This window comes from Leisingera sp. SS27 (genome assembly GCF_028368855.1).
In the GTDB taxonomy this organism is placed as follows: Bacteria; Pseudomonadota; Alphaproteobacteria; order Rhodobacterales; family Rhodobacteraceae; genus Leisingera.
Genome location: NZ_JAQNCY010000014.1, coordinates 93,219 through 116,258, shown reverse-complemented (window position 1 = coordinate 116,258; position 23,040 = coordinate 93,219). Strand labels below are relative to the sequence as shown.

The 23,040-nt window shown below is 68.7% G+C and carries 19 protein-coding genes; 6 read left to right on the top strand and 13 right to left on the bottom strand.

All coding sequences use genetic code 11. From position 1 onward, the window contains the following. Positions 1–104: 104 nt before the first annotated feature. The gene (locus N6L27_RS20765) at positions 105–395 is read right to left on the bottom strand and encodes a VPEID-CTERM sorting domain-containing protein (RefSeq protein ID WP_271909343.1); all 291 of its coding nucleotides are present in this window, start codon (positions 393–395) and stop codon (positions 105–107) included. A 185-nt stretch (positions 396–580) separates the two neighbouring features. Then, entirely contained in the window at positions 581–1,312 is a 732-nt protein-coding gene (locus N6L27_RS20760) for a metallophosphoesterase family protein (protein WP_271909342.1), read from the bottom strand. Positions 1,313–1,671: 359 nt separating this feature from the next. Between N6L27_RS20760 and N6L27_RS20755 the strand changes: the two genes are divergently transcribed. Together N6L27_RS20755 and N6L27_RS20750 are read left to right on the top strand one after the other, a co-directional pair. Further along, positions 1,672–1,935, top strand: coding sequence for a spike base protein, RCAP_Rcc01079 family (locus tag N6L27_RS20755; RefSeq protein WP_271909341.1), 264 nt, complete (start codon positions 1,672–1,674; stop codon positions 1,933–1,935). Next, on the top strand, positions 1,935–3,572 hold the full coding sequence (locus N6L27_RS20750; RefSeq protein ID WP_271909340.1) for a phage head spike fiber domain-containing protein: 1,638 nt from the start codon (positions 1,935–1,937) through the stop codon (positions 3,570–3,572). Before N6L27_RS20755 ends, N6L27_RS20750 begins: the two co-directional genes overlap by 1 nt. A gap of 73 nt (positions 3,573–3,645) precedes the next feature. On the opposite strand, the gene N6L27_RS20745 is transcribed toward N6L27_RS20750, so the two are convergent. Beyond that, the gene (locus N6L27_RS20745; protein WP_271909339.1) at positions 3,646–5,967 is read right to left on the bottom strand and encodes a calcium-binding protein; all 2,322 of its coding nucleotides are present in this window, start codon (positions 5,965–5,967) and stop codon (positions 3,646–3,648) included. Positions 5,968–6,249: 282 nt separating this feature from the next. Here N6L27_RS20745 and N6L27_RS20740 point away from each other — a divergent pair, with 282 nt between their 5' ends. Then, complete coding sequence (locus N6L27_RS20740; RefSeq protein ID WP_271909338.1) at positions 6,250–7,437, top strand: peptidase G2 autoproteolytic cleavage domain-containing protein; 1,188 nt, start codon at positions 6,250–6,252, stop codon at positions 7,435–7,437. A 7-nt stretch (positions 7,438–7,444) separates the two neighbouring features. Here the strand turns inward: N6L27_RS20740 and N6L27_RS20735 are convergent, their stop codons facing one another. The 7 genes from N6L27_RS20735 to glf form a co-directional block, all read right to left on the bottom strand. Continuing rightward, entirely contained in the window at positions 7,445–8,497 is a 1,053-nt protein-coding gene (locus N6L27_RS20735; RefSeq protein ID WP_271909337.1) for a glycosyltransferase family 2 protein, read from the bottom strand. Continuing rightward, complete coding sequence (locus N6L27_RS20730) at positions 8,494–9,459, bottom strand: glycosyltransferase family A protein (RefSeq protein ID WP_271909336.1); 966 nt, start codon at positions 9,457–9,459, stop codon at positions 8,494–8,496. The genes N6L27_RS20735 and N6L27_RS20730 overlap by 4 nt, the downstream gene beginning before the upstream one ends. Before the next feature lie 8 nt (positions 9,460–9,467). Then, positions 9,468–10,037, bottom strand: a complete 570-nt coding sequence (locus tag N6L27_RS20725; RefSeq protein ID WP_271909335.1) for a hypothetical protein — start codon at positions 10,035–10,037, stop codon at positions 9,468–9,470. 44 nt (positions 10,038–10,081) lie between these two features. Then, positions 10,082–10,663, bottom strand: coding sequence for a class I SAM-dependent methyltransferase (locus tag N6L27_RS20720; protein ID WP_271909334.1), 582 nt, complete (start codon positions 10,661–10,663; stop codon positions 10,082–10,084). Between the two features lie 25 nt (positions 10,664–10,688). Next, positions 10,689–13,253, bottom strand: coding sequence for a glycosyltransferase family 2 protein (locus tag N6L27_RS20715; protein WP_271909333.1), 2,565 nt, complete (start codon positions 13,251–13,253; stop codon positions 10,689–10,691). A 102-nt stretch (positions 13,254–13,355) separates the two neighbouring features. Beyond that, complete coding sequence (locus N6L27_RS20710) at positions 13,356–14,018, bottom strand: sulfotransferase family 2 domain-containing protein (protein WP_271909332.1); 663 nt, start codon at positions 14,016–14,018, stop codon at positions 13,356–13,358. An 18-nt stretch (positions 14,019–14,036) separates the two neighbouring features. Then, positions 14,037–15,209 (bottom strand): UDP-galactopyranose mutase, encoded by a 1,173-nt coding sequence (glf, locus tag N6L27_RS20705; protein WP_271909331.1) that lies wholly within the window; start codon positions 15,207–15,209, stop codon positions 14,037–14,039. A gap of 137 nt (positions 15,210–15,346) precedes the next feature. Between glf and N6L27_RS20700 the strand changes: the two genes are divergently transcribed. Further along, a complete protein-coding gene (locus N6L27_RS20700) occupies positions 15,347–17,311 on the top strand; it encodes a glycosyl transferase (RefSeq protein ID WP_271909330.1) in 1,965 nt (654 codons plus the stop codon). Beyond that, positions 17,308–18,336: a hypothetical protein gene (locus tag N6L27_RS20695; RefSeq protein WP_271909329.1), complete on the top strand. Its 1,029-nt coding sequence runs from the start codon at positions 17,308–17,310 to the stop codon at positions 18,334–18,336. Before N6L27_RS20700 ends, N6L27_RS20695 begins: the two co-directional genes overlap by 4 nt. A gap of 3 nt (positions 18,337–18,339) precedes the next feature. Here N6L27_RS20695 and N6L27_RS20690 read toward each other — a convergent pair whose 3' ends face one another. Together N6L27_RS20690 and N6L27_RS20685 are read right to left on the bottom strand one after the other, a co-directional pair. After that, entirely contained in the window at positions 18,340–18,993 is a 654-nt protein-coding gene (locus tag N6L27_RS20690; RefSeq protein WP_271909328.1) for an ABC transporter ATP-binding protein, read from the bottom strand. Between the two features lie 123 nt (positions 18,994–19,116). Continuing rightward, positions 19,117–20,583, bottom strand: coding sequence for a sugar transporter (locus tag N6L27_RS20685; RefSeq protein ID WP_271909327.1), 1,467 nt, complete (start codon positions 20,581–20,583; stop codon positions 19,117–19,119). Between the two features lie 90 nt (positions 20,584–20,673). Here N6L27_RS20685 and N6L27_RS20680 point away from each other — a divergent pair, with 90 nt between their 5' ends. After that, a complete protein-coding gene (locus N6L27_RS20680) occupies positions 20,674–21,522 on the top strand; it encodes an ABC transporter permease (RefSeq protein WP_271909326.1) in 849 nt (282 codons plus the stop codon). Between the two features lie 70 nt (positions 21,523–21,592). On the opposite strand, the gene N6L27_RS20675 is transcribed toward N6L27_RS20680, so the two are convergent. After that, on the bottom strand, positions 21,593–22,735 hold the full coding sequence (locus tag N6L27_RS20675) for a glycosyltransferase (protein ID WP_442915810.1): 1,143 nt from the start codon (positions 22,733–22,735) through the stop codon (positions 21,593–21,595). Positions 22,736–23,040: the final 305 nt, after the last annotated feature.

Genomic DNA, 23,040 nt, shown 5'->3' with positions numbered 1-23,040 from the left:
GGACGGGCGCTGAATACACTCAATTTGCAACAAAATTAAGTGGCAATTTCGATATTTTTGAAACCAGGCTGCGGTTTGCCGCAGCGTCCCGGCCGCACCGGCGCTCAAGCCCGGCCCCGGCGGTTCACTTCCCAGGCCAGCGCCAGGGCTGCCCCCACCGCGGCCAGCGCCAGCAGGCCCGCGCTCGCATCAATCTCCGGCACCCCATGCGGATTGCCGACGCCGTTGCCCCAGCCATGCTTCCATCCGTTGCCCCAGCCGTTGCCCCACCCATGGTTCCACCCATGTCTCCATCCATGGTCCCAGCCGTTGCCACGGCCCATCGCAAAAGCGGCAGACAGGGTCATGCAGTTCAGCGCAATTGCGGCGCCTGCAGCAGTCAGAAAGGATTTCATTGCTCTTGCCTCACAGGATCAGGGTTTTTCCCCCGCTTGGAATTCGTTAACATTTTCTTAAAGACCGCGCAATTTCCGGCATCCGCCTGCCCGGCCTTTGGCCCGCATCTGTGTCCGGTCTGCACTGCCGCCCGTTACTGCCGCCCGTCCCTGCAGCCTGTCAGGAAGGGGGCTGAATTCAGGCCCTAACCGCGCACCTGCAGGAACCGCGGCGCGCTGCCGTCCAGGCAGACCGCGGACAGCACCCCGCTGGCATAGGCACCGGTGTCGATCGCAATCCGGCCCTGTTCCGCCACGGGCGCCGCAACGATGGTGTGGCCGTGCACCACCCAGACCCCGTCCCGCCGGGGCCGCCGTCCGAACGCCGGATGCCCCCACAGCAGCGCGGCCTCCGGCTGCGCCTCCGGGGCGGCATCCGGATCCGCGCCGGCATGCACCGCCAGCACATTGCCCGTCCGCAGCGACGCCGGCAGCCCGGCCAGCCAGGCAATCAGCGCCTCCCCCATCCGGTCCTGCAGATCATCGCGGCACGCGCGCAGCTCTTCTGCCGTCATCTGCGGCCGCACCCCGCGGACACCGAAGGAGGCCAGTGTCTGCAGCCCGCCATTGCGGATCCACAGCCCGCCCGCACGCGCGGGATCCTCCAGGAACCCCAGCAGCATCGCCTCGTGATTGCCCATCAGGCAGGTCAGATCCTCCCGGCCGCTCAGATAGCGCAGCACCTGCGCGCTCTGCTCGCCCCGGTCGATATAATCGCCCGCCAGCACGCTCCGGTGGCCGGGCGGCACCTGCGACAGCATCTGCTCCAGCAGCGCCAGGCAGCCATGCACATCGCCGATCACGCACAGCGGCGCATCCGGCGCGGGATCCTCAAACCGGGCCGGGGGCCGGAACCTGTTGAACAAGGATGACAGCACGGATGCCAGGCCTCCCGGCGGCCCCGGATGCAGCAAACCCCCGGCGCGGGGCCGCGCGCCGGGGCAAAAACCGTCCGAGGGGGATAGCCCCCCGCCCGCCGCGGGGCAAGCCCGCCCGCTCAGGCGCTGCCCCGTCAGCGAAGCGCCATTCTCGACCAGGGCGGCCGCAGGCTCAAGGATTTCCCGCGGCCCTTGGCACCTGCCGCCGCCTTGCAGCAGGCCGCCTCAGGGTGTTGCGGCGGCAGGCCATCCGGCGCACGCCCGGTTTTTCCGGCCTTAACCCGGATCCCCCATCCTTCAGGGCATCGGAGGAATCGGGACGCAGGATTCATCATGTCTGCAAATTCTGGAGTACACACATGCCGCAAACCGATCCGTTCGCAAGCCATCGCCGCGGGCTGGAAAGCCCGGCTGCAACCCATTTTGCCATCACCCCCCAGGATGGCACCGACCTGCCGCTGCGCCCGCGCGTTCTGCGGGTTGTCTCCGGCGGCGACCTGGCCGTCCGGGATGCGGCAGGGACAGTCATTGTCTATCCGGTCGCGGCCGGCGAGACGATTGCCTTCTCGGCTGCCGGGATCGAGGCAACCGGCACAACGGCAACTGTCGCGGGGTGGTACTGATGCTGGGGGCCGGGCTTTCAATCACCGGTGCGGCCGTGCAGGGGCCGCCGGTGCCGCCCTCCGCCCTGATCGACCTGGACTTCCGGCAGGACCGCTATGTGATGGCCGGCACCGAAAGACGCTTTGACGAGCTGCTCGCCTACAGCGGCACCGGCCCCCGCACCTTCACCGGACCGGCAGGGGAGTGCCTCTGGGCCGCGCACAACCTGGTGCTGAACAGCGAGGCCCCGGCTGCCCAGACGATCAGCACCGCCCCCGCCGCCGGCTATACGGTGGCCATGGAGGGGACCGGATCGGTGGCCCTGTCCGGCGCTGCCGCAGGCACGGCAACCGAGGGCAGCCCGGCCGTGGTGACGGCAGGCTCCACCGCCCTGACGCTGACCGTGTCCGGAACGGTCACCAGGATGTGGGCCTACCGCTCCGATCTCGGCGGCATGGCAGACAATCCGGACAACCTGCTGGGGGCAGGGTTCGAAACCTATGTGCCCTCCGGTGCCGCGCCGGCCTTCACGGCGCGCCGCAGGACCTATGCGGACGGCGCGCCGGCAGGGGTGCTCATCGAGGATGAGGCTGCGGTAAACATCGTCGCGCAGAGCCATGACCTGTCCGCTGCCTATTGGGTCAGGAGCAATCAGCTGGCGGTGGCCGCCTCCGGCAGCATTGCCGGGGTTCCCGCATGGGAACTGGGCGACAGCAGCACAACAGGCTTTGCGCTCTGCACCGCAAACATCGGGGCCGTCGCGGGGGTTCACACCGCCTGCTGCCTGGTCCGCAAGAACCCGTCCCAGTCCTCCTTGTTCAGCGCGCGCCTGTCCGTCGGGTCGAACCAGTTCTGCGGCATCTCGTTTGACACCGTCACCGGTGCCATCACGGACAAATGGAACGACGGGCTCATCACGCGGCCGGACGGGACGAAAATGCGGGCGGCCCTCGACAGGGGAGACCACTGGTTCGTGTGGTTCACCTATGACCCGTCGCTGCTGGCCGGGATCAATGCCACTGCTGATTTCCAGCTGTTCCCGGCCCATGACGGGCTGGACACCGTTTCCGGATCGCAGGTTACCGGGTCGCATGTCTGCACCGCCCTCCAGGTGACCGCCGGCTATACCCCCGGCTCGTTCATCCCCACGGCAGGCAGCCCGGCCGCCCGCGCGGCTGAGACGCTGGCCCTGCGCGCGCCGGGGCTGCCTGCGGGCATGCCGCAAGCGGTCTCTGTTGCCTTCGATGGCAGCCTGCGTTTTGCGGACACCGGGTCCGCCGCCGCTGCCAGGTTCTTCGACTGGCAGGCCGGTGCCGGCACCTTGCTGCGGGCGGAGCTGAACACCGGCGGCGGTGCAACCGGGCAGATCCGGGTTTTCAGTGAACAGTCCGGGGCCGCCAGCACCGCAAGCGGGCAGGCCGCAGCCTATGCGCCCGGGCTTGATGTGCCGGTCAGTTTTGCCGTCCGCCACCAGGCGGCCCTTCTGGAACTGATGGTGCAGGGGGCGGCTGCCCCGGGCCTGCCTGCGCCGTCAGCGCTGCCGGATCTGGCGGCAGCCGGGATCAGCCTGGCGCCCGTGTTCAACGGCCACCTTGGCCGCTTCCGCATCTGGAGCCAGGATCTGGGCAGCGGCGGCGCCAGGCGGATAACAGCCTGAGCGGCGCCCCGCCCCTGCCCGCGCGGCCTGCTCCGGCAGCACGCGGCGCGGGTCCGGCGGCGGCGGCGGGCCTTCAGAACAGGAAGTCATCCGCCGCCAGCTGGCCGGGCTGCACCCCCTCCAGGAACACCGTGCCGCTGCCGGTGCCGATCAGCGTGCCGCTGCCTTGCGCGCGGATCTCCAGCGCCGCAAAGCCGCCGCTCAGCGCCAGGGCCTGCAAATCAATCCAATCCGTTCCCGGCGCGAAATCGGTGACCGTGTCGCGGCCATGGCCGGCCGCAAACACAAAGGCATCCGCTCCCCAGCCGCCTGTCAAACCGTCATCGCCGCCGCCGCCGCCCAGCCGGTCATTGCCCGCACCGCCGAAAATCCGGTCATTGCCATCACCGCCGCCGCACTGGTCATCACCGCCGCCGCCATAGATCACATCACCGCCGCTGCCGCCCCACAGGACATCCGCCCCGTCGCCGCCTGCCAGCGTGTCCTGCCCGTCTTCCCCCAGCAGCGTGTCGGCGCCGCTGCCGCCGCCCAGCCAGTCCAGCCCGGCACCGCCCGCCAGCCGGTCGGCACCGGAGCCGCCGTCCAGCCGGTCATCGCCGTCCCGGCCCCACAGGCTGTCCTGCCCGTCCCCGCCCCACAGGCTGTCATTGCCCAGGCCGCCATCCGCCATGTCGCGGCCGCCGCCGCCCCACAGCCGGTCGTGGCCGCCGCCGCCCCACAAACGGTCCGCCCCCCAGCTGCCGCCCAGCTGGTCGTGGCCCCAGCCGCCCCAGAGCGTATCCGCCCCGCCGCCCCCGGACAGCGTGTCATCCCCCGCCAGCCCGGAGATCGCGTCATCGCCGCTGCTGCCCTGCAGCGCGTCATGCCCGGCGGTGCCGTAGAAGCCGCCGCCCGGCAGGGTGTCGCCCAGCTCCTGCTGCTGCGGAAATTCAAACTGCAGCGCCGGACCGAACACATCCTCCAGCTCCAGCCGCCCGCCGCCCGCCTGCGCCACCACGATCCGCATGCCGCCGATCTCCAGGTCGATGCCATAGCTGCGGCCGCGGCTCTGCAGCTGGGCCGGGCTGTAAAGCCCCTCGAACAGCGACAGGTCGAGACGGTCCTCGCCGGGGGTGAAGTCGCGCACGGTCACCGCCTCGGACACCGGGTCAGAGACCGGGGCAATGACAAAGATATCGGCGCCGGCGCCGCCGTTCAGCTCGCCGCCGCCCGCGCCCGAGACCAGCACGTCATCACCGGCATGGCCATAAAGATCCGCCGCCCCCGCGCCGCCCTCCAGCACGTCATTTGCAGCGCTGCCATCCAGCCGCGCATCGCCTGCCCCGGCCTGGCGCACAATCCCCAGCTCCGCCAGCGGCAGGGTGAACCGGCTGATGCCGCCCTCTGTGCCCGACGCCGCAAAGACCTGCAGCTGACCGCCCGCAACCACTGCCTCCAGCGCCGTGACATTCTGCAGCCCGAGGCCGGGCATATGCTCCAGGCTCTGCACATGGATCAGCGCGCCGCCCGGGGTCAGGGTGAACAGGCTGAGACCGCCGTCATTGCCCGCCGCCAGCACCAGCAGGTGCTCCCCCGCCTGCACCACCTCCAGCGCCGACACCCCGCCGAAGCGGGTCATCGCGGTATCGTGCAGCTGCGCCCGGAACTGCAACCCGCCCGCCGCGTCAACCTGAACCAGCGTCAGCGAGCTGCTGCCCGCCGCCGCCAGCAGCGCCCAGGCCTTACCATCCATCTCAAAGCTTTCCAGCGCGGTGATGCCTGAGACAGACAGCCCCTGCCCCGCGCCCAGCACCGCCCCGGGCGTGAGCGCGCCGGTCGCCGCATCGGCGCTGTAGGCCCGCAACCCTCCGGCGTCTGCCGCCAGCACCACCGGCCCGCCCGCGGTCTGCACCGTGGACAGCAGCGCCGAAGTATCCAGCTGGTAGGCTTGCGCAGCGCCGCCCAGGCCAGCCTGCGCCTGCACCGCGCCATCCGCATCCAGCTGCCAGCCCTGCAAACCGCCGCCCGCCAGCTGCAGCACGGCCACCGCGCCAAGCCCGCCCGCATCCGCGCCCGCCAGCGCCTGCTGCTGCTGGCTGCCCAGGCTGCCGCCGCTGCCCAGGGCGTAATAGCTGAGACCGCCGCTGGTCCCCTCCTGCAGCAGCCGCAGATCCCCGCCGATCTCCGCCAGCTCGAAATTGCCGGTGCGCAAAGACGCCTGGCCATGCAGCTGCTGGCCCGCCAGCTGCGGCACACCGCCGGTTCCGGGCAGCTGCCAGCGGCTGATGCCGCCGTTCAGGCCGTTGATGGCATAAAGCGTGGCCTGGCCGTTCTGCACCGTGATCTCCAGATCGCGCAGATCGGTGCCGAAAATCATGTCATCCGTGCCGAACCGTCCCGTGAATGCCAGTGCCATCGTGCCGCTCCCATGCGCCGCTGAACCCGAGGTGAACCCGGGTGCGAAACTGGCGGGCACAGGCGGCGCAAGGCGGGCGGCAAATCGGGCAAAACCGGGGACATTGTTTAGAGATTGAAAACAATTGCGCGAACAGGCGGAGAATGGGACAGGAACAGAGCGGGACCGGCACCGCCCTCCGCGGGGGTGTTGCGCAAGCAGCGTACGCCCCGTTAGCGCCGTCTTGACCCGGCTCTGGCACTCTGGGAGGCGATCCCGTTTCCCCATCCCGGAGCCCCGCCGATGACCCAGGCCTCGCCGATCCTCGCCCTGCCCTACCTGATGCCCTCCCAGGCGCAGAAACACGTGACCCATAATGAGGCGCTGCAGATGCTGGATGCGCTGGTGCAGCTCAGCGCCGAAGCCTTCGATGCGGTGACGCCCCCCGCAAGCCCCGCCCCGGGCGAGACCCATGTGCTGGCACCCAGCCCGGCAGGCGCCTGGGCCGGCCAGGGCAACGCCATCGCCGTCTGGCAGGGCGAGGGCTGGATGTTCCTCTCCCCCCTGCCCGGCTGGCGCGCCTGGGGCATCGCGGAACAGGAGCTCAGGGTCTGGACCGGCAGCGCCTGGGCCCTGCCGCCCGCCGAGACCCAGAACCTCGCCCGTCTCGGGGTCGGCACCGCGGGTGACGCCGCCAACCCGCTGGCCGTCTCCGGCCCGGCAACCCTGCTGAGCCACGCAGGCGCCGGCCATCAGCTGAAGATCAACAAAGCCGCCAGCGCTGACACCGCCGCGCTGCTGTTCCAGTCGAACTGGAGCGGCCGCGCCGAGATGGGGCTGGCGGGCACGGATGATTTTGCGGTGAAGCTGTCGGCGGACGGCAGCAGCTGGAGCACCGCCCTGGCGCTGACATCCGCAGGCCGGGCAGGCCTCGGCACCGCCAGCCCGGCGGCGCATCTGGAGATCCAGGGCAGCAGCGATGATTACCTCCTGGCCGGTGATGGCGGCGCCAGCCCGGATTTCCGGCTGGGCGCCGACGGCAACGGCAGCTGCTCCGGCGCCTGGTCCGGCGGCGGCGCCGATTATGCGGAATGGTTCGAATGGGATGACGGCAACCCCGAAGGCGCAGACCGCCGCGGCCTATCGGTGGTGCTGGCGGGCGCAAAGATCCGCGCCGCAAAGGCCGGCGAGGAGCCCATCGGGGTGATCAGCGCCAATCCGGCGGTGGTGGGCGACGGCGACATGGATGCATGGAAGCACCGCTGGCTGCGCGATCCCTACGGCGCCCTGCTGCGCGATGCGGCAGGCCGCCCGCAGGAAAACCCCGCCTATGATGCGTCACGGGTCTATGTGCCGCGCGCGCAGCGCCCGGAATGGGCGCTGGTGGGGCTCTTGGGCAAGCTGCGCCTGCGCCAGGGCCAGCCGGCGGGCGCGGGCTGGATCCGGATGCGGCAGACGGCGCCGGGGATCGGGGAATGGCTGGTGCGCTGAGCCGCCGTCAGCCGTCCTCTTCCTGCGGCGCCAGCCTGGCCAGGGCGCGCTCCTGCAGCATCGCCTGGACCCCGCCCAGAAATCCCATCCGGTCGCCCAGTTTCACCGCCGTGAGCTGCTGGACCTCGGCCATGCCGCGCGGTTTCTCCGCCAGCCGCTCCCAGAACAGCGCATCGGGAAAGGCCTCCAGCGCCTCCGACGCCAGGGAGAACAGCCGGTTCAGCCCTTCCGGCGGCACATGGCGGCCGCACCACAGCACATGGTCGGCCAGCCAGTGGAAATAGCGCGCCTCCAGCGCCGCCGCCTGCCCGGTTTGCGCCAGCATGGCGCGGATGGTTGCCGCGTGCTCGAAGATCTGCAGGGGCTTCAGGCCCATCGAGGCGACAGTCTGGCCTTCCCGCTCCATCCGGTGCACATGGGTGACCGGCTCGAAGAAGCAGAAGCTGGCGGCCCGCACCGAAGTTTCCCAGTGGAACGGGTTGTCCTCGAAGAAGTAATCGCCCACCGGGAAGCGGATCCCCTGCTGCTCCAGGAAGCGGCGCCGGTAGATCTTGCGCCAGGGGAAGGGCGCCATCTGCAGCAGCAGCTCCCGGCGCGCCTCTAGATCCCCGGTGCCGCGCACCCGGTCCCACAGATGCGCTTCCGGGTAGCGGGTGTAATTGCCGCTGCTGTTCCAGTATTCCTTGCAGCCGCAGACGATGAAATCCGCCTCCGTCTGCTGCAGCTTCTGCACCGCGGCAGCCAGGTTGTGCGGCAGCACCCAGTCGTCGCCGTCCACGAAGACCACGATATCGCCGGTGGCGCGCTCCAGTCCGGCATTGGCGGCACAGGCCACGCCGCCGATGGTGTTTTGGGCAAAGAAGACCGGCACATAGGCCACCCGGTCCGCCGGTGCCGCGGCGCCAATGGCATCCGCGATCTGCCGGGTGGCATCCCTGGAGCCGTCGTCGACCACGATCAGCTCGAGATCCTCAAACCCCGCATCGGCCACCGACTGCATCGCGGTGGCGATGAAGGGCTCGACGTTGTAGGCGGTGATGATGGCGCTGATCCGGGTCATTCCACAGCCGCCCCGGTGCCGGGCCGCGCCGCCTGGCTCTGCTCCCAGAAGCCTTCGGCGGCCTCTGCATATCTGCGGCGCCAGTGCTGCGCCCCGCCGCCGCCGCCCGCGCACAAGCCCCCGCTCATCCAGGTGAACAGATCCTCGCAGAAGGCGCCGAAGACCGGCAGCAGCAGGTCTGCCTGGCCGTGCGCCAGCAGCTCTTCCTCCACATTCGCCAGCTCGCCGAACACCGCCATCCGCTTTTCCCCCACGTACTGGGTGGCGCGGCCGCCTTCGGGGATCTCCCAATGGGTGATCAGCGGCGGCGCCCAGTCAAGCACGCCGAACTGGCGGCAGCGCAGGAAGCTCTGCCAGTGCGGGGTGATGTCCTCATGCATGCGCAGATCCGGGAAGCTGACCGCCGCCTGCTGCAGGAAACCGCGGCTGTAGAGCTTGTTCCAGGGAAAGTTCACCGTCGCCATCGCCTCCGGCCGGTCCTGCAGCCGGAACCGCTGCAGCGGGAAGCTGGCCTCCGGGCTGCGGCTGAAGAAGCGGCGGTCGACCGGATGCATGTCATAGGTGAAACGCAGCTCCGGATCACGGCTGAGATGGTATTTGAACAGCACGAAATCCGTCTCCCCGCCCAGGGGCGCCAGCCGCATCACGTCAAAGAAACAGGGCGCCAGCAGATCATCCGCATCCAGGAACATCACCCGCTCTTCCTCAGCCAGGGTGATGCCCAGGTTGCGCGCGGCGGCCGGGCCGCCGTTTTCCGCCATCCGGCGGTAGGTAATGCGGAGGTTATCCGGCAGCTCTGCCGCCGCCACCGCGGCTTCGGTGCCGTCCTGCGAGCAATCGTCAACGATCACCAGCTGCACCCGGGCGCCGCAGGCGGCGAAATACCTGACATGCCGCTGCAGCCCCGCCGCGTCATTATAGGCGGGGATGATGAAGCTGTAGCCGAAAGAATCCTGTGCCATGGCTGCGCTCAGATCAGCAGCGCTTCAGCGCCGTGCAGGGTCACATCAAAGCTGCGCCCCTCGAAGAAATAGAGCACCTCGGCGCCATGCGCCTGGGCCGCCAGCCCCGCATCGACGGGCAGGAACACCAGATCCTCCTGGCGGGCGCCGGTCAGCACCACCAGATCGCGGGCGAAGACATCCTTGAACCCCTCCGCCAGCAGGTAGCGCAGGCAGATCCGGAACCGGCCCGGGCCGCGGCTCGAGCAGTCCAGCAGCTGGCCCAGGTAGCGGCCCTGGCGCAGCACGCCGTGATCGATGCCGTAGGACAGCGAGAACCAGGGGCTTTGGCCGATGTCCTGCAGCTGCAGCCGCAGCCCGTCGCCCTCCGGCTCCGGGGCGGCCAGCACCTCGACCCCGGCGTCCGGCTGGTAATCCAGCCAGATGCCCGGCGCCAGCGCATGGCGCGGCCGCGGCGTGCGGGCCTCTTCCACCGTCCGCGGCAGCGCGGCCAGACGGGCGTTTTCCGGCCCGAACGGGGAGCGTTTGCGCACCAGCCCGCTGGCCAGTTTGCGCAGGGCTTTTCTAGTTTCTGCCATCTGCCTGTCCTCGTGATCTTCCGGGCCGCGGGATCATGCGGCCCCTATTGCGGTGCAAGGCCCGGCTCCTCCAGCTTGCGGAACGCGATCTGGCTGCCCAGCTTCATTTCGATCTCCACCCCGCCGTCCGCCAGCAGCCCGTGGCAGGCGCGGATCACCCCGTCGCCCCACCAGTTGGCATTGCGGTAGTCATCGGCAATCAGCAGCCCGCCGGGCCTGAGCTTGGCCAGCCAGCCCGCCAGATCCGCCTTCACCGCCGCATAGCTGTGATCGCCGTCGATATAGGCAAAATCCAGGCTGCTGTCCGCAAACCGCGCCAGCGCCGCCAGGCTCTCCATCCGCAGCACCTCGATCCGGCCGCGGGCGATCTGCCGGGTAAACCGCTTCAGCACCCGGCCATGGCGCGCGTCCATCTTCGCCTGGCTCATCCCCTTGCCGCCGTAGAGCGCGCCGCTGCGCGCCTCGTCATAGGCCCAGGGATCGATCAGGGTCAGTTTCTTCGGCTGCGCCACCTCCAGCAGGCGTTCGGAAAACGCCCCCTCATGAACGCCGATCTCGACCCCTTCGCCCCGTTTGCGGATCTGCTGGATGACGCTGGCGCGCTCATCGGTAATCACTCTCAGCATGCGGCTTTCCCTGCCTGCGCCCCGGTCACTGCCAGATGCTCTCGACGCCGCCGCCCTGCAGGCGGCCGGTAAAGCTCGGCGGCACCAGCCAGAAGCTGCCGTCCGACAGCAGCTGCACGATCAGGAACGGCCGCCGCCCGTTGCGCAGGCTGGTCGGGATCTCGATCTCCACCTCGCGCAGGCCGGCCTGCCAGAGCGCCGCCAGCCGGGCGGTGTCGACCTGCGCCAGCGCCTCGTTCTCCCAGCGCAAGAGCGCCAGCGGCTCTTCGCCCTGCGGATGGATCAGGCGGGCTTCCGCGGCCGTTTCCCCCGGCTCCAGCGCCACCGAGACGCAGAGGCTGCGCGCCTCGCGCCGGATCCGGATGACCCGCTCCCGGTTCGAGTCCCTGTAGGCCCCGTCCAGCCGCTTCAGGAAGCGCTCGGCCCGCTTTCTGCCAACCGGCCCGCGCGCCGCCGCCAGAGCCTCCAGATGGCGGTCCAGCGCCGCCTCCAGGTCCAGCACCGGCGCCGCCTCCCGGGCCCGCCCGGCCTGGCCATGGGCGCGTTCATAGGCAGCGATTTCTGCCGCGTGGCTGCTGCGGAAGCGCTCCAGCCCCGCCGCCATTGCAGCGGTCGGCGCCTTGCTGGCGGCCGCCTTCGCGTCCTGCGACACCATCAGGAACAGGTTTGCCAGATCTTCGCGGGTCAGCCCGTTCAGCCGCTTCATCAGGCGCATCAGCGCCGCCTGCTGCGGTGTCAGCGATTCATTGGTCAGCGCCCGCGGCACCGGCGCAAACGCCCCGGCCCGGATGCCTGCCAGGCCAAAGAACCAGGGCTCGATGCCGCCGGCCGCGCGGATCTGCTCGAAACAGCCCAGATGCAGTTTCGACACCGCCGCCGGCGCCTGCAGCACGGATGCGATATGATCGAAGTCGAACAGCCCCAGCTGGTCCAGCGACGCCGCAAACTCATCCACCGTGCTGGTGAAGCCGTTCCAGGGGTTGCCGCACATTTCCACATAGAGCGAGCTGAGCCAGTCCGCCGGATGGCGCAGCACGCAGGCCACCTCCACCCCGATCCCCTCAAACGGCGCCAGCATCGCGGCAAAATCCGCACCCTTGTCCCAGAACCGGGGCGATACGATGTTCTCCGCCGACAGGATCAGCGTCTCCACCGGCCGGCCCGCGATCTGCGACACCTCCTGGACCTCGGCGGACAGCGCCTCCGCCACCCCCGGCGCGCCTTCCAGGATCTTCTGGAACAGGCTGGCATGGCCCGGGGTGCGCTCGCGGCGGACCCCGAATTCGCGATTGGTGCCGAACACCGGATAATGGACCCCGGCCTCCAGCAGCGCAAAGCGGTTGCGCTCCATCACCTGCTGCAGCGTCGAGGTTCCGGTTTTCGGCAGCCCGGTGTGCAGGATGATCCGCTTGATCTGCTGCTGCAGCGGCACCGGCGCGGCAGACACGGCCGGCGCGGCATCGCGGCGGAACGACAGCGCGCGGGTGATCACCTCATCGGCGTCCGCATCCGCGCCGCGCAGGCCCGCCAGCAGCGGCGCCGGCGGCCGGGGGCGGGCCAGGATCTGCAGCAGCAGGTCATCCTCCCCCTGTTTCAGCGCCAGCCGCAGGATGTCCATGCGGCCTTCGCGCAGGAACCCCTCGCGGCCGTTGATGTTCAGCACCGTGTCCCGGTACAGCGCCGGCAGATCCTGCACCAGCGCGCGCAGGCCCGCGAAATACTCCGCGACCAGCGGCCGGAACCGCTCGAAACCGGCCAGGCGCTGGCAGATGCGGCCCCAGTATTCATCCAGCTGCTGCAGGTAGAGGATCGCATTGGCGGCCTCGAACCCCTGCCCCGAGCGCCCCTCGGCCCGCGCCGCGGCAAAGGCGGCGTTCAGCTCGCTCAGGTGCTGCACATATTGCGCCAGCTGATCGCGGTTGACCTGCTTCATGGTCGAATTGGCAACATTGAAGTGATCGACCGCAAACAGCTCGCTGACCCCGGCCCGGCGGGTCCTCAGCAGCGCCTCGATCACGAACAGCCGGTCCTCGCGCTGGCGCAGCCGTGGCGAGAAGATCACCCCGTTGTCCTGCAGGAAGGCACGGCTGTAGAGGATCTGCCAGCAGCTGACCACATTGGCCAGCTCCGGCGCCGAGGCCACCGAATGGGCCTCTCCCGGCTGCATCCCCAGCCGCCGGGCCGGGCTGCGCACCATCTCCGGCGACACGTTGTAGAACCGCGCGATCAGCATCTCCAGCCCGTGCCGGTCCGCCTCCGCCACCCATTGCGCCAGCACATGCAGATCGCAGAAGGCATCATCGCTGTCGAGAAAGGCGATATAGCGGCCGCGGGCCAGCTCCATGCCGCGGTTGCGCGCGGTGGACTGGCCCAGGGTCGCCTCGCGCGGCTCGATGCGCAGCGGCGCCTGCGGGTTCTCCTCCTGGATCTGGCGCAGGATATCGAGCGAGAAATCGCTGCTGCAGTCGTCCAGCACGATCACCTCATGCGCCACCCCCTGCTGGGCCAGCGCCGACAGCACCGACCGTTTCAGAAAGGCTTCGGAATTGTAGGAGGGGATAACAACGCTGACATCAATGGGTTCCGGCATGGTGTCTCTGTTCCTGTACTCTATACGGACCGCAGTCTTGCGGGATCTGCGTCATGTGCCTGCGGCAGCCTGGCCGCGGATGGATTCGCCACGCTGCGGCGCTTACAGCCGGTCATAGCCGAAAGTCTCGAAGTCGCGGGCATAAAATGCGCTCAGCACCGCAAGCGCCTCTGCCCCCAGCCGCGCCGGCTCATAGCCCTGCGCGGCAAAGCCGCCGGTGCGGTTGGCCTCGGCCATCTCCGGCAGCCAGCGCGACACCGGCGATGCCGCCAGGCTGCCGGCCTGCTCCAGCTTCAGCACCTCATCGGCCCAGCGGGCCCCGTCGAGATTGGCGAAATGCACCTGCGGGCGGAAATGCACCAGCTTGTGGTCGTTCTCCACCGCATGCAATTTCAGCGCCTGCAGCGCAAAGGCGGCCGCCACCCTGTAGAAGGCCTCCGGGTCCGACAGGATGGCATTGCGCATATGGCCGGTGCCCAGCTTCAGGTGCTGCGACACCGCCGACATGAAACGCTGATAGGGATCGCGCACGAAGACGAACTTCAGATAGCCCTGCACCCCGGCAAAGGCCTTGGGGAAGAACCGGCGCATCTGGAACGGGGTGATATGGGCCAGATCGAGGATCTTGCCCGCCTCGTTCACCGGCCGCCATTCAAAGAACAGGTTGTCCCGGGTGTCATAGGGCAGCAGCGTGTTGTGGCAGCTCATCCCGGCGCATTTCGGGTTGTGGATAAAGACGAATTTTTCCGTATCAGAGACGATCATCCGGCATCTTCCCCCGGGTTACAGCGGCGCTGCAAAAAACGCAGGCGCGGCGGCGCCCTTCTCCAGGCAGGCGGCAAAGCCGCGCGCCGCGTCCAGCGCCTCGCGGATGGTCACATCCATGTCCAGGTAGCGGTAGGTGGCCAGACGGCCCACAAAGGTGACGCCCTGCGTCTCCTCCGCCCGCTGCACATAGGCCGCCAGGAGCGCCTTCTCCTGCACCTGGCGGATCGGGTAGTAGGGGATGTCGCCGGGCTCTGCCAGCCGCGAGAACTCGCGGTAGAGGACCGAGCCTTCATGGCTTTCCCAAGGGCTGAAATGCTTGTGCTCGGTGATGCGGGTGTACGGCACCTCTTCCTCGCCGTAGTTCATCACCGCGCAGCCCTGGTAGTCGCCCTGATGGGTGAAGCGCTCGAAATCCAGGGTCCGGTAGCCAAGGCGGCCCAGCTCGTAGCCGAAGTAGCCGTCCAGCGGCCCGGAATAGAACACATGGTCATACCCCTGCCCCATCTCCGGGGTGAATTCAGTCTCTAACCGGACCGAAATGCCCGGATGATCGAGGATCCCGGCGATCATCGCGGTATAGCCGTTCTCCGGCATGCCCTGGAATTTGTGGAAGAAGTAATTGTCGTCGTAGTTGAACCGCACCGGCAGCCGTTTCAGGATCGAGGCGGGCAGCTCGGAAGGATGCATGCCCCATTGCTTGATGGTGTAGCCCTTGAAAAACGCCTCATAGAGATCACGGCCCACGAACCGCATCGCCTGCTCTTCGAAGGTCTGCGGATCTGTGATCGTGGTGTCGGCCTGTTCGTTGACGATGAAATCATGCGCCTCCTCGGGCCGCATCACCTTGCGGAAGAACTGGTTGATGGTGTGCAGGTTCACCGGCAAGGAGAACACTTCCCGCTCGCCCGTGAGCCCGCGGGTGGTCGATTTCACCCGGTTCTTATAGGGCTTGAAGGTCCCGAAGCGGTTCACATAGTCCCAGACTTCGGCATCATCGGTGTGGAAGATATGCGGCCCGTAGACATGCACCATCACGCCGGTCTCCGCGTCGCGCTCGGTGTGGCAGTTGCCGCCGATGTGGTCCCGGCTGTCGATCACGGTGACCGCATGGCCGGCCTCTGCCAGGTGGCGTCCGATCACCGCACCGGAGAGGCCTGCCCCCACCATCAGAAATTTGCCTGCCGCCATCAGCCCCGTTCCTTGCCGCTGTCTTGCCTGGGTTAAACGGGAAATACCGGCGTGGCACAACAGCCCGCGCGCAATAAATCCCCCGCCGGGCCGGAAACCGCTTTTCCGGCCCTGCCAGTTGCCGTATTTGCCCGCATATGCAGCCTCAAGACCTCCCCTTCGATGACACCGGCCCGGACCAGTCTCCTGACCGGCAGCCCTTGCCCGGCAGCCTGATCACCCTGCAGAACATCCTGCTGCCGGAGCCGGAAATCTGCAGCGAGGAGACGCTCTATTTCCATGCCGAAGGCGGCGCCGCCTGCTGCCCCGGCCAGGGCCTGTTCCAGCTGCCCGGCGGCAGCCGTCTCAGCTTCAACAGCTACTTCAACCTGTTCAATCTCGGCGCCTGGAGCCGGGCCTGCCGCCTGCCGCCGCTGTTCGCCGAAATCACCGGCCAGGGCCGCACCGCCCTCCGGCTGGTGCTGACCCGCCCCGGCGGCGGCACCGAAACACTGTTCCGCACCGAGGCGGAGCTGGACCCGGCGGCACCGCTGCGGATCCGGATCCCGCCGCTGGACGAGGGGCTTTTGCACCTGGAAGCGGCGGCGCCGGAGGGCGCGGCCGCCCTGCACGGCGCCCGCTTTGCCATTACAGAGATGCCGCAGGACCTGCCGCGGCTGGCCGTTTCCATCACCACCTTCCAGCGCGAGGCCGAGGTGCAGCGCACGGTCGCGCGGCTCAACGCCTTTCTGGACAGCTATGCCTTCGGTGCGCACATCCATGTCCAGGTGGTCGACAACGGCCAGAGCGCCGGAATCGCGCCGTCGCGCCACACCACGCCTTACATGAACCGCAACCTGGGCGGCGCCGGCGGTTTTGCCCGCGGCCTCCTGGAAGCCGAGCGCGGCGGCTTCAGCCATTGCCTGTTCATGGATGACGATGCCGCCTTCCACATGGAGAACATCCTGCGCGCCTATATGCTGCTGGCGCTAGCCCGGGACCCGCGCACCGCGCTGGCCGGGGCGATGATCAGCAGCTTCCGGCCCTGGGAAATGTGGGAAAGCGGCGCCTGGTTCGACGGCGCCTGCCGCCCGCTGTTCAACGGCACCGACCTGCGCGACCCGGACGCGGTGCAGGCGATGCTGTTCGACGAGCAGCAGCAGCAGCAGCCCGCCACCTTCTACGGCGGCTGGTGGTTCTTCGCCTTCCCGGTCGCCGCCGCCGCCCATTACCCGTTCCCCTTCTTCGTGCGCGGCGATGACATCAGCTTCTCGCTCGCCAATGATTTCCGCATCGCCACCCTGAACGGCGTGGTCTCCTTCCAGGAGGATTTTGCCGAGAAGGAAAGCCCCCAGACCCTGTACCTGGACCTGCGCAACCACCTGATCCACCACTTGGTCTTCGGCCCGCTGGAGCGCAGCGCGCTCGGCACCGCGAAAATCGCGCTGCGCTTCATGATGCGCTCGCTCCTGCGCTTCAAATACGGCAGCGCCGAGGCGCAGCTCCTGGCCTGGCAGGACGTGATGCAGGGGCCGCAGTTCTTTGACGCGCACATCGACATGTCGGCACGCCGCGCCGCCATCAAGGCGCTGATCCGCAACGAGGCCTGGCAGCAGCTGCCCGCCGCCGCCCCGGACGGGCCCGGCAGCCAGGCCGGGCTGAGCGAACGCCGCCTGTTCAGCCGCCTGCCCCGCCGTATGCGGCACTATTTCGGGCTTTTCACCCTCAATGGCCACCTGCTGCCGTTCTGGACGCGCCTGGGCGACCGGATGGTGCTGGACATCAGCGCCCGCGGCACGGTGTTCCCCGCCTTCGGCGGCGCCCGGCTCACCTATCTGAACGGCAGCCGCACCAGGGCCTATACCGTGACCCAGTCGAAACGGCGCTTCTTCAGCCTGGCCTGGCGGATGGCCTGCAGCCTGCTGGCCTGGCAGCGCGGCCACGGCCGGCTCAGGGCCGCCTACCGCAAGGGCTACGGCGAAATGGCATCCCGGGCCTATTGGGAAAAGACGCTGGCGCCGCCTGCCCCGGACCCTGCCACGCCAGCCCCTGCCGCCCCGCCGCCGGGCATCCGCCCCGCGGGCGCCGCCCCGGACCACCCCGGATCAGGGCCGCACCCATGAGACTTGTCTGCCATATCGGCACCCCGAAAACCGCCTCCACCTTCCTGCAGAACAGCTTTGCCGCCAATGCCGCCTGGCTGCAGCACCATGGCGTCCTGTACCCGGACCTGCTGTCGCGTGACGCCAATCACATCACCCTGTTCTACGCTGCCCATGAAGGGCTGCATGATTTTGCCCGCGGCCACGGGCTGCACAGCCGCGAGGACGTGCTGAAGTTCCGCCGCAAGCTGCGCAGGCAGCTGGAGCGGCAGGCCGCCAAGGCGCCGCCCGGCACCCACACCATGCTGGTGTCCTCGGAGAACCTGACCGGCAACCTGACCGGCCGCACCGGCATTGCCAATCTGCACGCGCTGTTTGACGGCCTGTTCAGCAGCATCGAGATCGTGGTCTACCTGCGCCGCCAGGATGACGCCATTCTCAGCATGTACGGCGAGTACATGCGCCGCGGTTTCAACAGCATGAGTTTTGCCCAGTTCGTGAAAGCCTGCCTGCAGCAGGACAGCCTGACCCCTTATCTCTACTACCGGCGCCTGCTCAGCCTGTGGGCAGAGGTGTTCGGCCAGGAGGCGCTGAAGGTGCGCCTCTACAGCCGCAGCCAGCTGGCCGGCGGCGGCATCCTGGAGGATGTCATGCAGCTTCTGTTCGGGGACGCCCTGCCGGACCTCTCCGCCCTGGCGCGCTCAGCGCAGGACAACACCGGGCTGTCGGCGCCGGCGCTGGAATTCCTGCGCCGGATGCAGCCGCATATCCCGTTCCGCAAGGACGGGGCCGCCAACCCCGGGCGGGAGCGGCTGCTGGCGCGCATCAACAGCCTGCCGGCCGCGCCGCGGCCGCGCATGGCCCCGGCCCGGTCGCAGCAGATCATGCAGCATTTCGCCCCCGCCAATGCCTGGGTCGCAGAGACCTTTTTCCCCGGCGCGCCGGCGCCGCTGTTTGCCGGCAGCAGCAGCGCCGGCACGCCCGGCAACCTGGGCCGGATCTCGCTGGATCAATTTGCCGCTTTCAGCGCCCATCTGCTTGGTTAGAGCCTATTTCATCTGCGCCTCATGCAGCGCGATGGCCTCTTCCAGGTCCTCGAAATAGCGCACCTTGCCGTCCTCCAGCACCAGGCCCGCATTGCAGAACTGGCGCAGCTGCGGCATCGAATGGTTGACCATGATGGCGCTGGCGGTCTTCATCCGCGCGGCAAAGACCTGCTGGCTCTTGCGGCGGAAGGCGGCGTCGCCCACCGCGGTCACCTCGTCGACCAGATAGGTGTCGAATCTGATTCCCATCGAGGCGCCGAAGGTCAGCCGCGAGCGCATGCCGGAGGAGTAGCTGCGCACCGGCATATGGTAGAACTTCCCGAGCTCGGAGAAGTTTTCGACAAATCTCACCAGCTCCGAGGTGTCCACCCCGTAGATCCGTGCAATGAACCGCACGTTCTCGGCGCCGGTCAGATCGCCGTGGAACGACGTGCCCAGCCCCACCGGCCAGGAAATGCTGCCATCGCTGGCCACCCGCCCCGAATCAGGGCGCAGGGTGCCTGCGATGATCTGCAGGAGCGTCGACTTGCCGGCGCCGTTGCGGCCCAGGAGCGCCAGCGACCTGCCCGAGGGCAGCGTCAGGGTCAGATCATCGATCACCACCTTGCGCTCGCCCTTGAGCCAGTAGCTCTTGGTCAGGTTCTCAAACCGGATCATGCCGGGCCGCTGCCCCGCAGCGGCCTGCCGCCCGGGTTTTGCGCAGCGGGGCCCGCAAGGCGCCCCCCTGCGGTCCCGGCCTCAGGCAACTGTCTCATGGCACATGCCTCCTTGCGCATCGTCTCAGCTGCGGTCGCGGACCGAGTAATAGACCAGCGCCCCGATCGACCAGCTGAGCAGCAGGAACAGCCCGGCCAGGCCGCTCAGCATGAAGCGGCGCGGGTATTCGGAGTCCTCGGCCAGGGTCGGCGTGATATAGGCGGCCAGATACAAGCTCTGGCGGGCGGCATCGTCGCGCGCCAGCTCCAGCGCCGTCAGCGCCGCCCGGTAGACCTCCTCGGCAAACTCCCGGTCCACCGTGAGCCGCTCGAACTCGGAGATCAGCGTCGGGTAATCCTCGCCCACCGCGCCGGTCTCGGTGCTGTCGGAGGCGAAGGCCTGGCGCTCGATGTCGATGCGCTCGCGGATCACCCCGATCTTCTGCTGCGCCTTGTTCAGCCGCACGTCGCCCGCGGGCACGCTGCCCGCCAGCAGGTCGTATTCAATGAGCGCCTCGGCCAGCTGCTGCTGCAGGTTGTTCATCACCCCCATGCGGCCCTGGATGTCGGCCTCCGGGTCGACAATGCGGGTGCGGGTGCGGAACCGGGTCAGCGCCTCGCGGGCTTCCTTCAGCCGCTCCAGCGCCTCCGCCAGATCGGCTTCGGCATAGCGCATCGCATCGGCGCGGGCCTGCTCGTTGAGCGCATTGATGCGGGTCTGGCTCTCCTCCAGGATGGCGCGGGTGATGGCCTGCGCGGTCTCTGGGTCATAGGCGGTGGCCTGCACCTCGATCAGGCCCGAGCTGCTGTCAAAGGCGATGCGGGCGATGCGCTGCCAGTACCAGGCCAGATCCTCGGCGCTGGCCTCCGGCCACAGCGCAAAGGCCCAGTCGCCCGGCCAGGCTTGGGTGAAATGCGCCCTGAGCCCCACCCGCGCCTCCACCGCGTTGACCATCTCCTGGCTCTGGATGAACTCGTAGAGGATATCGCTGTCGGAGGCATTGGAGGTTCCGGTGAAGGCGGCCAGCCCGCCCAGGAGGTCCTGGGCGCCGGAGTTTTCCTGGCTGCGCACGGTGAAGCCGGCGGTGGAGGCATACTGGTCCTCGGCGATGGCAAACAGGTAGATGACCGCCGCCGCCAGCGGCAGCAGAACCGCCAGCGCAAAGCTGGCAAGCAGCCCCCAGTGGCGGGTCTGCATCCGGGCCGGGCCGGCCACCGGATAGGCGGCGGTGCGGGCCGCGGCCAGTTCCTCGCGCACCTGCCGGGCCTCGGCCTCGGCCCGTTCCGCCCGCTCGCGCATCTGCTGCAGCGGCGGCTTGCCGCCCGGCCCGGGACCCGGTTCCGGTTTCGGTCCGGGGCCGCCCTTGCCCTTGCCGCCGCCCGGTTTCGCCCCCTGTTTCACACCCTGTTTCGCGCCCGGGCCCGGCTGGGCCTGGCCCTTGCCGCCATCCGTCAGATGCAGCCGGCGCCCCGGCCGGTCCTGGCTGTCCTTGCCGGCCCCGCCCTGCGGGCCGGAGCCGCCGGCCTGTGCCGCCTGGCGTTTCTGTGTCATGAGTGGCCTGTCCTGCTGCGCTGCTGTTTGTCACCGGCTTTGCTTTGCGCCATAGTACCGCCGCCGCACATGTAATCACAATGGGTATTCATGGCCAGCCTTCCTCCCGCTCCGGATGCCGTCCCGGTTCCGCCGCCCGCCGCCGTTCCAGCCCCGGCCCGGCCCGCAGGGCGCCGCCGCTTTGCCACCCTGCGCACGGTGGCGGCACTGGTGCTGCGCGAGATGTCGACCCGCTACGGGCGCACCCCGGGCGGCTATGTCTGGGCGGTGGCAGAGCCGCTGGCAGCAATCCTGTTCCTCGCGGCGGGCTTCTCGCTGGTGATCCACACCCCGTCGCTGGGCACCAGCTTCCTGCTGTTCTATGCCACCGGCTACCTGCCGTTCAATCTCTACCAGTCGGTCTCGCTCACCGTGTCCCGGGCGATCAGCTTCTCGCATCCGCTGCTGCGGTTTCCTGCCGTCACCTGGGCCGATGCGGTGATTGCCCGCTTCCTGCTGAACAGCCTGACCGGCGTGCTGGTCACCATCCTGCTGCTGGGCGGCATCCTGGCCGTCATCGACAGCCGGACGGTGCTGGAGCTGCCGCAGATGGCTGCAGCGCTGGGGCTGGCGATGCTGCTGGGGCTGGGGGTGGGCACGCTCAACTGCGTGCTGATGGGGCTCTACCCCTTGTGGGAGATGGTCTGGTCGATCATCACCCGGCCGCTGTTCCTCGCCTCCGGCATCTTCTTTCTCTACGATGACATGCCGCCGCTGGCGCAGGAGATCCTGTGGTACAACCCGCTGATCCACATCGCCGGGATCATGCGCGCCGGGGTCTACCCCACCTATACGCCTGCTTATGTGAACGTGCCCTTTGTGGTGCTCACCAGCCTGGTGCTGCTGGCGCTGGGGATGGTGCTGATGGGCCGCTTCCACCGGGTGATCCTGAACCGCTGAACCGCCCGCCCTGCCCCGGTTTGCCCCGGTTTGCCCCGGTTTGCTGCAGTCTGCTGCAGCGCCCGCAGGCTTAGCCTTCGCCGGACAGCTGCAGCACCCTGGCGTGGCGCACGCTGGTGCGGCGCAGCAGCCCGTCGCGCAGCGCATGGCCCATCAGCCGCAGGAAAACGCGGCGGCTGCCGCCATGCTGGCGCGCCTTCCAGAGCCATTTCGGCACGATCACCAGGAGCGCCGGCCAGAACAGCCAGCCCGCCGCCATCCGGTACAGCAGCAAGAGGTTGCGGTGGTAGTAATAGGCCTTCCACAACGGCACGAAACGGCCGCGCTGCGCCGCATCCGCCTGCTGCGGGCCCGCGCTCCCGCCTGCCTTCCGGGCGCGGAAGGTCGACAGGTCATGCTCAAAGCGCACCGAGGGCTCAAAGCCGATCCGGCCGCCCGATTTGGTCAGCCCCAGCGTATAGATGCCGTCATCGCCATAGATGAACAGCTCCGGATCCGGATAGCCGGTCCGCCGCACCGCCGCCGCCGAGATGAAGAAGCCGACAAATGAGGTGACATCGATCTGCATCCCCGCCCCCTCGTAATCCGCGGGCTGCACATGGAAGCCGGAGCGGCCGCCGCCCAGAAGCGTGCGCAGGAACTCGCGGGCATGCCAGAACGGGTTGCGCGAGGGGCGGTTCATCTCGCAGATGCGGCCGTCCGGGAAATAGACCGCCGCCGCCACCGCGTCCCAGCCGCCCCCGTCTGCCGCGCCCGCCGGCTGCCGGTGCATGGCCAGCCCGTGAAAGGCCGCCAGCCCGCCCGGCGCGGGGCGGCCGTCATCATCCATCACCACCAGCCAGTCGGGCGCGTGGGCTTCCATCGCCCGGCGCATGCCCATCTCGAACCCGCCGGCGCCGCCGCGGTTGCCGGCACTGGTGCGGACATCCAGCCTGGGATCCGTCTGCGACGCCAGCCACGCGGCGGTGCCGTCGGTGGAGGCATTGTCGGCTACCACCACCGCCGCCAGTTCATCCGGGGGGCTCTCCAGGAGCCGGGCCAGCGTCACCTTCAGCTTCCCGAGCCGGTTGTGGGTCACCACCACCGCCACCAGCCGCCCGGCCGCTGCCGGCTCCGCCGCCATATCCGCGGCCAGGTCTGCGGCCATGCCTTTGGCCTGCGCGGGGCTCTCCGCCGGGGTTGCTCTGCTCAGTGCCTCTGCTGCTGCCGTCAAGGGGGGCTCCCTGCCTGTGAGGTGAATCTGCTGCCGTATACGGCCCGAAAACTCATAAATCCCCGATGCTGTCAAATCCTTTACCGCCCCGGCGGCGGCCCTCTGCCGCAGCAGAACTCCGGGGTTTTTAGGTCCGTTTCGGACCAAATGTTTCGCGCGCGAAACATTTGGTCCGAAACGGACCTATTTACCAGCCCCTGTTCCAAGCCTGTTGCAAGCCTGTTTCCAGCCCCCCGCGGGTCTGCCGCCGGGGCCGGCAAAAAACCGGTTCCCGCCCTGTCCGGCGCCGTAAATCCTTCTAATCT

Excerpts from the sequence above, each read along its gene's own strand:
- N6L27_RS20765 (WP_271909343.1), bottom strand. The coding sequence starts at position 395 with ATGAAATCCTTTCTGACTGCTGCAGGCGCCGCAATTGCGCTGAACTGC.
- N6L27_RS20755 (WP_271909341.1), top strand. The coding sequence starts at position 1,672 with ATGCCGCAAACCGATCCGTTCGCAAGCCATCGCCGCGGGCTGGAAAGC.
- N6L27_RS20750 (WP_271909340.1), top strand. The coding sequence starts at position 1,935 with ATGCTGGGGGCCGGGCTTTCAATCACCGGTGCGGCCGTGCAGGGGCCG.
- N6L27_RS20745 (WP_271909339.1), bottom strand. The coding sequence starts at position 5,967 with ATGGCACTGGCATTCACGGGACGGTTCGGCACGGATGACATGATTTTC.
- N6L27_RS20740 (WP_271909338.1), top strand. The coding sequence starts at position 6,250 with ATGACCCAGGCCTCGCCGATCCTCGCCCTGCCCTACCTGATGCCCTCC.
- N6L27_RS20735 (WP_271909337.1), bottom strand. The coding sequence starts at position 8,497 with ATGACCCGGATCAGCGCCATCATCACCGCCTACAACGTCGAGCCCTTC.
- N6L27_RS20730 (WP_271909336.1), bottom strand. The coding sequence starts at position 9,459 with ATGGCACAGGATTCTTTCGGCTACAGCTTCATCATCCCCGCCTATAAT.
- N6L27_RS20725 (WP_271909335.1), bottom strand. The coding sequence starts at position 10,037 with ATGGCAGAAACTAGAAAAGCCCTGCGCAAACTGGCCAGCGGGCTGGTG.
- N6L27_RS20720 (WP_271909334.1), bottom strand. The coding sequence starts at position 10,663 with ATGCTGAGAGTGATTACCGATGAGCGCGCCAGCGTCATCCAGCAGATC.
- N6L27_RS20715 (WP_271909333.1), bottom strand. The coding sequence starts at position 13,253 with ATGCCGGAACCCATTGATGTCAGCGTTGTTATCCCCTCCTACAATTCC.
- N6L27_RS20710 (WP_271909332.1), bottom strand. The coding sequence starts at position 14,018 with ATGATCGTCTCTGATACGGAAAAATTCGTCTTTATCCACAACCCGAAA.
- glf (WP_271909331.1), bottom strand. The coding sequence starts at position 15,209 with ATGGCGGCAGGCAAATTTCTGATGGTGGGGGCAGGCCTCTCCGGTGCG.
- N6L27_RS20700 (WP_271909330.1), top strand. The coding sequence starts at position 15,347 with ATGCAGCCTCAAGACCTCCCCTTCGATGACACCGGCCCGGACCAGTCT.
- N6L27_RS20695 (WP_271909329.1), top strand. The coding sequence starts at position 17,308 with ATGAGACTTGTCTGCCATATCGGCACCCCGAAAACCGCCTCCACCTTC.
- N6L27_RS20690 (WP_271909328.1), bottom strand. The coding sequence starts at position 18,993 with ATGATCCGGTTTGAGAACCTGACCAAGAGCTACTGGCTCAAGGGCGAG.
- N6L27_RS20685 (WP_271909327.1), bottom strand. The coding sequence starts at position 20,583 with ATGACACAGAAACGCCAGGCGGCACAGGCCGGCGGCTCCGGCCCGCAG.
- N6L27_RS20680 (WP_271909326.1), top strand. The coding sequence starts at position 20,674 with ATGGCCAGCCTTCCTCCCGCTCCGGATGCCGTCCCGGTTCCGCCGCCC.